The organism is Affinundibacterium nitidum (assembly GCF_014284155.1).
In the GTDB taxonomy this organism is placed as follows: Bacteria; Pseudomonadota; Gammaproteobacteria; order Burkholderiales; family Burkholderiaceae_D; genus Undibacterium; species Undibacterium nitidum.
On sequence record NZ_JACOFZ010000016.1, the window covers coordinates 1 to 13,933 of the forward strand.

Below are 13,933 nucleotides of genomic sequence, written 5' to 3' on the forward strand. Positions count from 1 at the left end.
GCAAGTTGGTCCCACACCTTCCCATCCCGAACAGGACAGTGAAACGACTTTGCGCCGATGATAGTGCTGCAACCAGTGTGAAAGTAGGTCATCGTCAGGCTCTTATCCCAGAAAGCCCCTGATTCCAACGAATCAGGGGCTTTTGCTTTGCGCGTTTGGAAAAAATCATTCTTCTACGTACAGCTCGCAACTGCAAAATTCACTCCTTCCTCCAACGGTCATTTCAAAAAGAACTATCTTGATCTCGTCGTGGTGAATAGGTCTTCAGCTATTTTTGAGTCACCTCACATAGGCTATAATGGCGGGAGTATTCATTGGGGAGTAGCCTGTTTCTTTCTCTGAAAGTTGTGAGACGAAATAAGCGCATCAACATACTTGGTCATCCGACCATGGTGCGTTTGATCTGGATTGATCTTCAGATTTGGCAAGACCTTTGAACACTTTGTTTCCTTTACCCAGGATGGGCGAGGCGACGAATTGTTCATTGTGTCGATTGATCGCCAACGCCCATCCGAAAAAAATCATGGAAGCACTACTCGTTTCAATCCTTGCTGTCACTGTTGGTGAGATCGGTGATAAAACGCAATTACTCGCACTACTATTGGCGGCACGTTATCGCCGTCCTATTCCCATTGTCCTTGGTATCTTAGTTGCTACGCTCGCAAATCACGCGCTTGCTGGTTTACTTGGACATTGGGTAGTCACGCATTTCTCCGCAGAAGTTTTGCGTTGGGCTTTAGGACTGTCGTTCTTGGGTATCGCCCTATGGACACTCAAACCAGATGAAATGGACGACGCAGGTATTCAGGAGAGTAAGTACGGTGTATTTATGCTGACCTGTGTTACTTTCTTCATCGCAGAGATCGGTGATAAAACCCAAATCGCGACCGTGGCATTAGCTGCAAAATATGCAGATTTATATTTAGTCGTTGCAGGTACAACGATCGGTATGTTGCTCGCTGATGTGCCAGCGGTATTTCTAGGAAAAGTCGCATCACCGAATTTCCCCTTTAAATTGGTCCGCTGGATTGCGGCCGGCGTTTTTGCCGTACTTGGTATTATTGTTTTGCTCAATATATTTTAAGAAGAGAAGACCATGAGTTCTTTTATGCTGCCTAAAGGCACTGTTGTGAAGTTCGGTACGATTTCGACTTCCTTGTACCAATATTTTCGTGACGGTATTCCTGCATATGTCACAAGGGAAGGTTCCGAATTGGCGAGCCCGGAGGCTTCCACGGAGAAAGGTATTTTCGTCGGTGAACTAATGGCGTATTTTTCCGCTTGTGCCGCGTTCGGTGGTCGTACGAGTCAAGTCCACGATGCCAATCAAATCGTGTTGAGTCGCTTCATCGAATTGGTAAAATTTGCTGTTGGTGAAAAGCCTGAACTACCTGGACTGCAAAGTGTGGCAGATCAAATCGGCTTGCCTGTTGTGCTTGAAATTGAATTGCAAGAAGCATGCGAAGTCATTGCAGATCCTCATTTTGAGCCAACCGGTGGTGCCGAAAAAAGCTGGAATTACTGGCGTAGTGTGATCCTCAAACGCCCCGCTGGCATCCCATCATTTTGGATCAAGAAATGTCATTTCCCACGCCTGTTAGATTTCCGTGATTTGGGCACGGGACGTCATCAACGAATTGTTGAGCAAACTAGCGATGCAGCGTTATTGGTTGGGGGCTTGATGCAGTCATGGCATAAAGACGCACCAGGCGATTTATTGTTAGCATTCAAAAAGCAAAATGGTCGTACGAATTTTTCACAATCCTTCGCGTGGAATGCGAGTTCGCTTGAGCAGTTCTTTAATTTGAACAGCATGCTCGATCCAGCAACAAGGATTCTTAATCAAATGACGATTTGGCAAGACGTAGATTTGCTAGCTAAGAAGCAGGGAATTCCACTGGAATAATTAATTGCCGCGGCGGGTCATCGCCGTGAGCAGTTGTCCCTTGAGTGTTTTGATGAGGGCGGTTTCATCAGGCAGAACGCCTTCCGTTGCTGCTTTACTGCGGTCCGCATAAAACAGGCCCAAGGGTAACTGCTCTACGACCAGCGGTAAGATAATGAAACTGCGGGTATCAGGAAATTGCTGTTTATGCCAAGCGGGCAGCATACTCTGAATCTTTGGGTTAAGTGCGTCTTCCACCATCAAATCAACGTTATTGCTTAATGCTAACTGAAACACGCTGTCGGTTTCAGTTGATAGAAATTGAAATCCCTTTTGCCTTTCTGCATAACGCTCACCGACAGAAAGTCTTGCTACAAACTTTGTTTTCTGAAGATCGCTGAGACAGGCAGTGGCAAAACGAAAACCCATCGCGTGGTGCAGTGTCTCGAGCACTAGTAGCAGCAAATCATTTAATTTCAGATTTGATGATGAAAGCATTTGCGCTGCATCTTGTACACCTGCCAGTAGTAGATCTCTCGCATTCTTAGGCTTGCCGCTTGGATAGCGTCCACTGGCCTGCAGGTGCTGCGAGTCGAATGCGGGCAACATAAACTCAGTACAAAAATCGCTCTCTTTGATCATCGGTGGATTTGACTTGCCGTGGTGATTGAGCTCTACGTTCAGAGTGAGCGCCAATTGCCTAGCTTCACCTTGTACATGTTCTACGACCGAATTGAACTGGTTCTGGTTGATCTCTAATGCGCTTCCAAAACGCTTCAACAAGGCTCTACGTTGCTCATGGATATCACCAATTCCTTGTTCTTGTGAAATCAGCATTTCGCCGATACCTTCACACAAGCTCGATACTTGCTTGAGCCATTCTTGTGCATGATTGCTTTTTTTGAGCTCCCCGAAATGTAAAGACTGAACCGCATGAATAATCGTTTCAGGAATTTTCCATTCATGCAAAACGATCTCTCCTAATCGCTCAAAACTACAGCCGAGATATTCGATACAGACCTGGCTTGTGCTCAGCTTCCTCTCTTCCGCATGACGAATAATTTGTTCGTAACGATGGTGGTCAAAATAGGCAAGTAAGACTTTTCCGATATTCTTAAAAAGAGCGGCAACCGCTGCTTCTTCGCTATTGGGACGGTGATGGAGTTTGGCGATTTCACGTGCAGCGACACTGGCACATAAGGCTTGTACTAGTTCTTTACGCACCAAGCGCGCATGGTGTTGATCACGAAATCCACTGACCAACAAGGCCGCCAGTGCGTTGGCTTTGATGGCGTCGAAGCCAAGCAAAAATATCGCTCGCGAAATGGTTGTGACAGCGACACCACCAGCGGTGCGATATGTTGTCGTGTTTGCTAAGCGTAGAATTTGTTGAGTTAATGCGACGTCAGAGAGAATGTAGTGAGCCAAATCCGCAATTGAGTCGTCGCTGGAAGAGGTGATCTCAATTACTTTGGTGATTGCAACACCCAGCGTTGGAAGATTTTTATCGTTGCGAATTTTTTCCAATAGTTGCTCTCGAGTGGCCGAAACACTCGATGTGGGGTGCTGATGTCCAACTTGAGGCGTCGGGTGTGCCACGTTGTGATTAGCCTATTTTTGCGCGAACAGCGTCAATGCCAAATCGTTTTTGTAGTTCTTCATAAAGACCGCGAATAGCCTTGAGACGATTGTTCATCGGGTCCAGGCGTGCTGCCGATTCAATTAATTGTTTTGCTAAGGCACCAGTCGAGGCATCCCAGCCTAAATTTTCGATACACTTCAAGGCTGCCAACGCCGCGTTCAGAACCACTTGCGGATTGTCCGGGGATTTACGGGCTGCACTTGACATCAAATCGACTGAGCCACGGAAGTCGCCTTCCTTCGCTTTTTGCACGCCCAGTGCAACCAAGTCTTTAACTTCTTTTTGACTACGCTGAGCAAGTTCTTTGCCCAGATGACCTTTGCCCGCACTTTCAAAAACGCCCATCGCTTTAGAGACTAGGTTCTGATTGGGGGCGTTGCGCATCACTTCCATGATCACTTCGGAAGCGGCATCTTCTTTGTTATTTTCTAGGCAGCTCTTAGCTAAGCCGATCTTTAAATCATTGGAAAGGCCGATATCTTCTTTACTCGCTAAGACTGCCGCTTCGAGTTCCTCTATTACGCGCGCATCGCCAGTTGATGCATGAACCATTGCCGCCGAAATAGCTCGACAGGCCTCAGTCTTTTTTAACCCTGCCATATTTTTTTCTAGGTCACGAATGACTGATTTGGCTTGATCATGATCGCCTTTTTTGACGAGGGCGTTAACTAGCTTGACATGATCTTCTGGATCTCGAAACTCAGAAAACTTTGCTTTGCTGACGACTTTTTTAAGCACTGTTTCAGCAGTCTCAATATCGCCAGTTTCAAGGGCAAGTGCACCGAGTTTTCGTAAACGGCGAACACCATGAGGCGAAACGGCAACGGCGGTATCGAGTACCGTCTTAGCTTGAGGCAATGCGCCAATCGCTTCATGTGTTTTGGCTAGCCAATCATAGGCGTCCATGTACTTGTTATTCTCATTGACTAAGTTGGTCAGAATATCTTCTGCCTCTTGGTAGCGACCTTGCATAAACAGTGTTTTCGCGAGACCGAGACGAGCCCAAGCAACGGCTTTGAGTTCAAATAGTGTTTGATAGAGTGCTTCTGCTTCAGCTGCTTCTCCAAGGATCACATGTAACTCTGCGCGCAGGCGCATGAAGTCGATCGCATATTTAGGATGTACACGTTCACCCGTGATGCAAGCCTCGATTGATTCGCGCACGAAACCTTGTTCCATTAAGGTATGGACTTCGACGAAAGCTTTACGTTTCTCGATGGCTTTCAAGACACGCTCGAGGAGCATGTCGGCGGTGAATGGTTTGAGTAAGTAATCGGATGGTGCGAGTTCGGCAGCGCTGACAACTTTTGCGTAGGCACGTTCAGCGGTGACCATGATGAAGATCGTGGAGAGCGGGGTCAGTTTATGATGCCTGACGTCTTCCAAGAGTTGCTGGCCATCTTGGCCTACACCGAGGTCGTATTCGCATAAAACAAGATCAAACACTTTGTTTTGTATGGCTCGAAGAGCGGTGCCTGCGGTTAACGCATGTTCAATTTTGTTGATACCGCAAAGATTCAACATATTGTGCAAGCTCACGCGCATTCCTGCATGCGGCTCAACCAACAAGGCACGAATTTCACCTAAATTGCTCATGTAAACCTTTTATTCGAAATGGATCTGCTGTCTCTAATTCGAGGTTCTGCAAGGAGTGTCGAATTAATATTTTTTTGCAAATATTGCCTAAGCACATAGATGCTCGAGCTATTTGTCTTTCTATTTCAGATATGACGGTTAGTCTATGCTAAAACTTTAACCGATTCCATGGGATAAATGTAGCTGTATGGCAATTAATGACCAAGCAAAATCAACAACGTCGCTGGAATGAGACGGAAAATCTACTTGCTGGCTAAAAAACTAATTTTTCGGCGCGATCAAGACGCTTATCATGCGCTTAAATTACCGAACTGTTGCTGTCTAGTTAAAGAAATTTAGCGAGCAAGAGAATCCCAAGGCTCAGCAATATCGTTGAGGCGAAAGGAATAGTGTAGATGCTCCCGAATAAACGGAAGCGCAAATCTCCAGGCAATTTACCGATTCCCAGTTTCTGGAGCCAAGGTAATAGATTTGCAAATACCACCAAACCAATAAAGATAACGAAAACCCAACGAATCATAAAAGCCTTATTAAAAAGCAGACCGAAGCAAAACTGAGTCTGGCGCTGGTGCATTTACCTCTCGACACATTCGCAATGCCAGTTGTTGGCATCTAACCATTGTAAGCTTGCGTGAATCCAAGTTGGAAGGCTGCTTGCCCTGACCTTCGACTTGTTTCGATCATTAAAGCCGATGGCAGCGATCATGGTGTGCAAAATGCGCTGGTAATTCCATCCCACAACCTAATACTAACACCTTAAATAATTCTCCCATCTCGGCTGGTGAAATCAGCTTCTGTAGGGCATTGGCAGCCGGAAGATACTGTTTGCTGTCATCGACATCGATTCGGCTCAAGATGCTGGTGAGACCGGCTTCTAATAGGAAGCCTGCTTGGCTACTGTAATGTACTAGGTCGAGACCTGCATGAATGCCAGCCTTGGCCATGGCGGAGAAGTCGACATGGGCGGTGATGTCTTGTAGTCCAGGGTAATAAAATGGATCTGGATGTGCATGATGACGATAGTGGCACATGAGGCTGCCTTTGTCACGCTGCTCCATATAGTACTCGTGGGCAGGGAAACCATAATCAAACCAGAGGCTCAAGCTTCCTTGTCCCGAGACTTTTTGACCCGCTAATAACATCGCAGCGACACTGCGCATAAAACCAGCGGCGATAGCGTGAACTTCGCTGATATAACCATGCGGAAGTTGTTCCGCATCGGGGATCTGTTCAATCAAATGTGAGATTGAATCGGTCTCATCTTGCATGCTACACAGCTGAAAGCCAGACTGCACATCGTTCTGAGCTGTGACACCTAATCTAGTCCATCCTTCTGATGTCTTGATCACGAGATCGACAGGCATCGCATCGAGTACTTCATTTCCGATGACGAGACCACTGAATGCATCTGGCATCTCTGACAACCAAATGACTTGCGGGAAATCTTTTAGGCGCTGTTCTTGACGCGCCCTGAGTTCACCGGACAATTCCACGATAAAATAGCGGTTGATAGAAATTCCCGCACGTTGGCATTCTGTCAGGATGTCGAAAGCGAGCTTTCCTGAGCCTGCGCCAAACTCCATACAATCGCCCGATGTTTGCGGTAGTAGTTTGCCTGCAAGCTGGCCCAAGCAGGCGCCGAACATGGAAGTCATTTCAGGTGCAGTCGTAAAGTCGCCATCAGGCCCGAGTTTAGTGGAACCACCGCTGTAGTAGCCAAGATCTGGCATGTAGAGCGCCATTTCCATGTAGCGCGAGAAAGAGATCTTGCCGCCTGAAGCCATGATTTCATCGGTGATGCGTTTTTGTAAATGCTGCGAGGCGGCTAATGCTTCTTCTGAAGGTGCAGGAAGCACAAGTTGTTGGTGGGGACGTGGAATTAATTTTTGCATCCCTGCATTGTATTAAATATTGTGCTCGCGGGCGAATTTGGTGAAAACTATTTCGCTTTTCAATGCAGCACCGAAGTTCATGATTGCTGGTATTGTGCGACAACGAGTTGGTAGCAAAGCTTGAACGATGGTGATCGAGAATGATAACGATTGAGGCGAGTAGCCCCCAGCTTGAAACGGGGCTCGAGAATGCTGAGGCAAAGACCGTATGACTGATGTAAATGGAACACCCGTTGCCTTGATTACTGGTGCAGCGAAACGGATTGGACGAGAAATTGCGTTGACCTTGGCGCGCCAAGGCTGGGACGTCGCTGTGCATTACGGGCGTTCTCAAGACGAGGCACTGCAAGTCGTCAATGCAATTCATCAAATAGGGCGTCGTGCCATCGCTGTACAAGCGGAGCTCGGTGATGAGGAACAAGTTAGAGCCATCGTGCCGCAAGTAGTCTCTCAGTTGGGACGTATTGATTGTGTCGTCAATAATGCTTCGTTATTTGAAGCGGATACTGCTTTTGATTTCAGTGGTGCATGTCTCGACAAGCATATGCATGCAAATGTTATGGCGCCGATTTTGTTGGCGCAGGCTTTACATGCCGCCCAGTCATCAGAGAGAAATGCGAGTGTGATCAATATTTTGGATCAAAAGTTATTCAATTTAAATCCCGACTATTTGTCTTATACCTTATCGAAAGCCGCGCTGCAAAATGCGACTATCACCTTGGCACAAGCCCTAGCACCATTGGTGCGAGTTGTTGGAATCGCACCTGGCCTGTCAATGATGTCAGGTGATCAAAGTGAAAATGATTTTAAAGCAGCCCATCAATTGACGCCGCTCGGAAGGTCGAGCACTCCTGCGGATATTGCGCAAGCAGTCGGGTATGTGGCAAATGCTAGAGCGATTACTGGTACGACGATTTTGGTTGATGGTGGGCAGCATTTGATTCCGACGCAACGTGATGTGATGTTCATTGCGAAAGCGAAGGAATAGTGCTCGTAGTGTTGAGGCTACGTCACTTGGTACACGAGTCTTAAGTAAGAAAAAATTTGAAGTTTTCTGGCTTGAATTGATCAAGCTTTCATTTTTAGGTAGTTTTTAAAAGCGATTTATTTATGTTATCCATACTCCATCACCCACAATTAGCGGATTGCCGCCGTTTGTTCCTGCGTAACTATGAAGTGTCGATCAATATCGGCGTGCATGAATTTGAAAAGAAGGGTGAGCAGCGCGTTTTGATCAATGTTGATCTCTACATCCCACTCGCTTTATCGACGCCTAAAGATGATCAATTAGATGAAGTCGTTGATTATGATTTTATGCGCGGTACGATTGCCGCGCGCGTTGCACAAGGCCATGTGCATTTGCAAGAAACTTTGTGTGATGATGTCGCTAAAATTATGTTGGCACATCCTCGTGTGCGTGCCGTTCGAGTTTCAACGATGAAGCCAGATGTCTACCCCGATTGCGAAGGTGTGGGTGTTGAAGTATTTCAAATTAAGTCGGAAGTGTGAGTGTCAGTATGCAAGTAATTTCTATGCCGGTTTCCGGTGAACAGAACAAGCCGGCGACGACGAAGTCTGCGGAAAAAATCGCTTACGAAAACAATAAGCTGCACAAGCGCTTATGTCGTTTGGTAGGGCAGGCGATCGGTGACTTCAATATGATTGAAGATGGCGATAAAGTCATGGTGTGTTTATCGGGCGGTAAAGATAGCTATGCTTTGCTCGACATCTTAATGACTTTGCGCCAACGTGCACCGATTAATTTTGAAATCGTTGCGGTCAATCTCGATCAGAAGCAACCAGGCTTCCCGGAAGAAGTGTTACCGGCCTATCTCGATAAGCTTGGCATTCCGTATCATATCGAAAACCAAGATACCTACAGCATCGTGAAGAAACTGGTGCCAGAGGGTAAAACGACGTGCTCCTTGTGTTCACGTTTGCGCCGTGGCATTTTGTATCGTGTTGCCGATGAACTCGGTGCGACCAAGATCGCTTTGGGTCATCACCGTGATGACATCATGGAGACCTTTTTCTTGAATATGTTCTTCGGCGGTAAACTTAAAGGTATGCCAGCGAAGTTGCAGTCTGACGATGGGCGCCATATTGTGATTCGTCCGCTTGCCTATGTGAAGGAAGCCGATACCGAACGCTATGCCAAGGTCAAAGATTTCCCTATCATTCCTTGCAATCTGTGCGGCTCGCAAGAAAATCTCCAACGCAAACACGTGAAGCAATTAATGCGTGAGTGGGACAAGCAACACCCAGGTCGTGTTGATAACATTTTCTCGGCTTTGTCGACGGTGGTGCCATCGCACTTGATGGATAAAGATTTGTTTAACTTCCGCGATCTAAAATTGACCGGTGACGCGGTTCCGAATGGTGACATCGCGTTTGATGAAGAGCCATGTTCGACACCGACCACCGGTGTGATTCAACTACAGCTTGATCAGGATGATTAGAACCTTACATTTAGGATAAAGATGGTCCTGAAAACGCCTTACAGATTGCCGTCTGTGAGGCGTTTTTGTTTGGTTTTGAGAGAATTCATCGACGCTTGTCGTATTTCATCCCTTCCCACCGGATTTCATCCCATTTTTCGATAAGTTCATCGCATGTTTTTCAAGGACTAAAGAAAGGCTCGTACACTGCACATATGAGTTCAAACTGAGATAGAGCACGGGCAAAGTCGCACCGTATGAGAAAAAGGAAGTTGGCTCAGGCATAGAAATACTTTGGTAAAGGCGAGATCAAGGGTTTAAGATGTTGATCTTATTGAAATAAAAATGAGTACTCTGAATTAAAAAGTCAGAGCGAAAACCAGTAATGTGAGGGAATATCATGGCAAATAGTCAAGTAACAAGTTTGATCCAATTATTTTACGAACCAAAAGCAACTTTTACCGGTCTCAAGGAAAAGCCCGCATCGTGGTTGGTTTTGGCGATCACGATGTTGGCTGGCATCGCTATATTTTATTGGTATTTCTCTACCGTCGATTTTGCTTGGATGCTTGATCATATGTTGAGCGCACAACCTGATCTGAAACCAGAAGCGCGTGACGCGATGGCAAAGTTCATGACGCGCGATACGATGATGTATTCCACGCTTGTCGGTGCGTTGGTTGGAACCCCCATCATTTTTGCGTTGTTTGCGCTGTATTACTTTGTTGCGTCTAAAGTATTAGGTAGCAGCATAGGCTTTGGAAAGTGGTTTCATTTCACTGTGTGGATCAGTGCGCCAGCATTGTTGGGCTTGCCTTTGATGGCTTTGCAGGTGGCAACAGGCAATGGTCAGATCGGAATGGAAGATTTGAACATGTTGTCCTTGAACTACTTGTTTGGACATGCTCCGGTCGGATCACCATGGGCGAATTTCTTGAACAGCTTTAGTTTGCCTTATGTATGGACAATGTTTCTTTCATTTGTTGGTTTGCGTGTGTGGACTGAACGCAGCACTAGCGCATGTGCCATCGCAGCAGTATTACCTTACGCATTCGTCTATGGCGGTTGGGCTTTGAAAACTGCTATTTCGAATTAATCTATAAATCTCAAGAGCGATTTGACTATGAAAAAAAGCAAACTGATCGGCATCGTGGCTGTGGTGGCGGTGATTGCAGTGCCGGTGGCAATTAAATTTAGTAGCGGTAAGCCTAAATTGGAAGTGGAACTGACTTCGGTTGCGAAGAAAGAGATTCAGCCATCGATTCTCGCTTCAGGTAATTTCGTCTTCCGCCAGCAGGTACAGTTATCGAGTGAGGTCATCGGTAAGGTTTCTGAGGTCTTGGTCAAGGAAGGCGACAAAATTACAGCAGGGCAGGTCTTGCTGCGCCTCGATCCTACCTTGATTCGTGCAGAAGTCACGCAGCAACGCGCGATTGTGCGTAGCGCGGAAGTCAATATCGAACGCGCACAATTGAATGTCGATCGTCAAAAAGTGAACTCTGATCGTAGCCAACGTTTGGCTGAAGCGAAGTTTATCGACACCAGTAAATATGAAGACGCACTGCATCAATACAACGTAGCGAAAGTCGATCTGCATGCTGCGCGAGAAAGCATGCAGCAAGCCAGCGCGGCTTTAGATCAAGCCTTGAAGCGCCTAGATAAAACGGAAGTGCGCGCACCGATTAGTGGCACTGTCACCTCGGTACAAATCAAGATTGGTGAAACCGCGGTGGCAAGTGCGACTGGCATGGCGGGTTCTTCTTTGATGACAATTGCGGATGTCGGCAGCATCATGGCCGAAGTCAATGTCGATGAAGCCGACGTTGCGAAAGTGGCGGTTGGGCAAAAGGCTAAAGTGTTCCCTGCAGCGTTTGAAGATCAACCGGTGATTGGTGTAGTGGAAGAAGTATCGATGGCACCAAAAGCAGCACTTGCTGGCGCCACACAAGGCAAGAGTTATGTGGTGAAACTGAGCCTGAAAGAAACACAACTGGCCATTCGTACCGGTATGACATGTCGTGTTGAGATCGCGACGGGTGGTGGTAGCCAACGCCCTGTGTTGCCGATTCAAGCTATCTTAACTGGTGACAGTATGAAGCTCGATAGCAAAGATAAAGAAAGCAAAGAAGCGGTGAAAGGCACTGGCGTTGTTTTCACTGTGCGTGACGGCGTGGCACGTAAGAAGCAAGTAAAAGTCGGTATTGCTGATGATAATAATCAAGAGATTTTATCTGGCGTCGATGAAGGTGAAAAAGTCGTGGTTGGACCAGCGCGTGTATTACGTTCTTTACGTGATGGTGATGCGATTAAAGAACTGAAGTCAGCGGATAAAGATGCTGCGAAAGAGAGTAAAACGACTGAAACCAAAACGGATGGAAAAAAACCGTGATTACGCTATCGGGTATCGAAAAAAAATATCAAATGGGTGATCAAACCGTGCATGCTTTGCGCGGTGTTGATCTGCACATTGATAAGAACGAATTTGTCGCCTTTATTGGCGCATCGGGTTCAGGTAAGTCGACGATGATGAATATTGTCGGTTGTCTCGATCGACCAAGCTCTGGAACCTACAAGCTCAATGGTCGTGACGTCGCCACCATGGATAGTGATGAACTGGCCTTGGTTCGTAATGCCGAGATCGGCTTTATTTTTCAGAGCTTCCATTTGTTGCCTCGTGCGACAGCTTTAGATAATGTCGCGCAGCCTTTGATCTATCGTGGCATTGGGCACAAAGAACGCAATCGTATGGCGGCGGAAGCCTTAGAGCACGTCGGTTTGGGGTCGCGTATGCATCACCGCCCGAACGAGCTTTCGGGTGGTCAACGTCAGCGTGTGGCGATTGCGCGTGCTCTAGTTGGTAAGCCAGCTATTTTGTTGGCCGATGAACCAACCGGTAATCTCGACTCATCCACGAGCTTGGAAATTCTATCGCTGATCAAAGAATTGCATCGCAATGGGCAAACTGTGGTGATGGTCACGCATGAACCTGAGATTGCCGAGCAATGCCATCGTATCGTGCGTTTGCATGATGGTCGCGTGCTCAGCGATGTTCGCAATACACCGGGAGAATAAGATGTTCCTCTTAATCGAAAGTGTACGTTCGGCTCTGAACTCGATTCGTGCGCATCGTATGCGTAGTTTTTTGACCTCGCTCGGGATTATCATCGGTGTGGCTTCTGTCATTACCGTGATTTCCTTGATCCAAGGTTTGTCAAAGAGCGTCACTAAACAGTTCGAAGGTCTGGGCGGTAATTCTTTGACCATCACGGCGCACAATACGATGAAGGATGTGATGCGCGGGAAATTCAATGAATTGCGTTACGAAGACATTCAACAACTGCGTTCACGCGTCGATGAGATTAGTGATGTCAGTCCTATCTTCTTGTTGTCGTCGCCGACAGTGCGGTTTGGTAGCACCGAAACGTCCGCACGTATTATGGCCACTACGCCAACCTATCAAGAGGTGCAACAGCGCTTTGCGACCATGGGACGTTTCTTGAGTGAGTCGGATGAAGCCAGCGCGCGTCGTGTTGCGGTGATTGGTCCTAAATTGATTGAGACTTTGCATTTGCCCGAAAACCCAATCGGCCAGTACATCAGCTTTAGCAATGAATGGTTTAAGATTATCGGTGTGATGGAAAAGCGTGGTGAGTTGTTTGGTATGTCACAGGATGACTATGTAATTGTGCCTTTCCGCACAGGACGCAGCATCATCGGTAATAATCAAAAACTGCGCAACATGCAATTTACCGTCTCATTGAAAGACATCTCTAAACTCGAAGAAGTGAAGCCACGTATTCGTGCGGTGATGCGTGCCTCGCATAAATTGGAGCCCGATGCACCAGATGATTTCGATATGGAATCGTCGGATCAATTGGCAAAAAGCTTGGACAATATTACCTCGACGGTTACCTTGGTTATGGGTGGTATCGTCAGCATCGCTTTGCTCGTCGGTGGTATCGGCATTATGAACATTATGCTGGTCTCAGTGACTGAGCGCACACGTGAAATCGGTATCTGTAAAGCAATTGGCGCGCGCAGTCGTGACATCATGATGCAGTTTTTAATTGAGGCGGTCACGCTCTCGGTTTTGGGTGGCTTGATTGGTCTCATCTTGGGATATGCCTTAGGATTTGGGATTTCAAAAATGATTCCTGACTTCCCTGATGCGGTTGTTCCATGGTGGGCTGTGGTCCTGTCCTTCGTGTTCTCGGCTGGTGTCGGTATCGTGTTTGGTGTGATGCCGGCAAGTAAAGCGGCAAAGCTCGACCCTATCGATGCCCTACGATACGAGTAAGTTATATTGAGCAAACAAAAAAGCCGTGGAGCGATCCACGGCTTTTTTTACGTCATTGACCCGTCCTGAAATAGATTGACAGTTTTCTTTGTGATCGAAAGGAACGTCAATGAAATCAACAGAGCGTAGGAGTCAAAGAGATTACACCTTAGCCTTTAAATTGTCGGTTGTTAGTCAGGTGGA

The 13,933-nt window shown here is 47.0% G+C and carries 13 protein-coding genes, 1 rRNA gene and 1 riboswitch; of the genes, 10 read left to right on the top strand and 4 right to left on the bottom strand.

Going from position 1 to position 13,933, the window contains the following annotated elements; genetic code table 11:
• From rrf to H8K36_RS18745, 3 genes are all read left to right on the top strand, one after another.
• Positions 1–100: ribosomal RNA gene (gene rrf, locus H8K36_RS18735) — 5S ribosomal RNA — on the top strand; the annotation flags it as partial.
• A 193-nt stretch (positions 101–293) separates the two neighbouring features.
• Positions 294–423: riboswitch (yybP-ykoY riboswitch) on the top strand.
• Positions 424–523: 100 nt separating this feature from the next.
• Positions 524–1,084, top strand: coding sequence for a TMEM165/GDT1 family protein (locus tag H8K36_RS18740; RefSeq protein ID WP_186918056.1), 561 nt, complete (start codon positions 524–526; stop codon positions 1,082–1,084).
• A 12-nt stretch (positions 1,085–1,096) separates the two neighbouring features.
• Positions 1,097–1,906, top strand: coding sequence for a hypothetical protein (locus tag H8K36_RS18745; RefSeq protein WP_186918057.1), 810 nt, complete (start codon positions 1,097–1,099; stop codon positions 1,904–1,906).
• Here the strand turns inward: H8K36_RS18745 and H8K36_RS18750 are convergent, their stop codons facing one another.
• From H8K36_RS18750 to H8K36_RS18765, 4 genes are all read right to left on the bottom strand, one after another.
• Entirely contained in the window at positions 1,907–3,484 is a 1,578-nt protein-coding gene (locus H8K36_RS18750) for an HDOD domain-containing protein (protein WP_186918058.1), read from the bottom strand.
• A 7-nt stretch (positions 3,485–3,491) separates the two neighbouring features.
• On the bottom strand, positions 3,492–5,123 hold the full coding sequence (locus tag H8K36_RS18755; protein ID WP_186918059.1) for a tetratricopeptide repeat-containing response regulator: 1,632 nt from the start codon (positions 5,121–5,123) through the stop codon (positions 3,492–3,494).
• Positions 5,124–5,448: 325 nt separating this feature from the next.
• Positions 5,449–5,643, bottom strand: a complete 195-nt coding sequence (locus H8K36_RS18760) for a DUF2905 domain-containing protein (protein ID WP_186918060.1) — start codon at positions 5,641–5,643, stop codon at positions 5,449–5,451.
• Between the two features lie 163 nt (positions 5,644–5,806).
• Complete coding sequence (locus tag H8K36_RS18765; protein ID WP_186918061.1) at positions 5,807–7,015, bottom strand: class I SAM-dependent methyltransferase; 1,209 nt, start codon at positions 7,013–7,015, stop codon at positions 5,807–5,809.
• 208 nt (positions 7,016–7,223) lie between these two features.
• On the opposite strand from H8K36_RS18765, the gene H8K36_RS18770 reads away from it, so the two are divergent.
• From H8K36_RS18770 to H8K36_RS18800, 7 genes are all read left to right on the top strand, one after another.
• The gene (locus H8K36_RS18770) at positions 7,224–8,003 is read left to right on the top strand and encodes an SDR family oxidoreductase (protein ID WP_186918062.1); all 780 of its coding nucleotides are present in this window, start codon (positions 7,224–7,226) and stop codon (positions 8,001–8,003) included.
• A 122-nt stretch (positions 8,004–8,125) separates the two neighbouring features.
• On the top strand, positions 8,126–8,524 hold the full coding sequence (locus H8K36_RS18775) for a dihydroneopterin aldolase (protein WP_186918063.1): 399 nt from the start codon (positions 8,126–8,128) through the stop codon (positions 8,522–8,524).
• Positions 8,525–8,547: 23 nt separating this feature from the next.
• Positions 8,548–9,474 (top strand): tRNA 2-thiocytidine(32) synthetase TtcA, encoded by a 927-nt coding sequence (ttcA, locus tag H8K36_RS18780; protein ID WP_230404844.1) that lies wholly within the window; start codon positions 8,548–8,550, stop codon positions 9,472–9,474.
• 379 nt (positions 9,475–9,853) lie between these two features.
• Positions 9,854–10,549, top strand: coding sequence for a YIP1 family protein (locus H8K36_RS18785; protein ID WP_186918065.1), 696 nt, complete (start codon positions 9,854–9,856; stop codon positions 10,547–10,549).
• A 27-nt stretch (positions 10,550–10,576) separates the two neighbouring features.
• Positions 10,577–11,842 (top strand): efflux RND transporter periplasmic adaptor subunit, encoded by a 1,266-nt coding sequence (locus tag H8K36_RS18790; RefSeq protein WP_186918066.1) that lies wholly within the window; start codon positions 10,577–10,579, stop codon positions 11,840–11,842.
• On the top strand, positions 11,839–12,525 hold the full coding sequence (locus tag H8K36_RS18795; protein WP_186918067.1) for an ABC transporter ATP-binding protein: 687 nt from the start codon (positions 11,839–11,841) through the stop codon (positions 12,523–12,525). The genes H8K36_RS18790 and H8K36_RS18795 overlap by 4 nt, the downstream gene beginning before the upstream one ends.
• 1 nt (position 12,526) lies before the next feature.
• On the top strand, positions 12,527–13,750 hold the full coding sequence (locus H8K36_RS18800) for an ABC transporter permease (RefSeq protein ID WP_186918068.1): 1,224 nt from the start codon (positions 12,527–12,529) through the stop codon (positions 13,748–13,750).
• Positions 13,751–13,933: the final 183 nt, after the last annotated feature.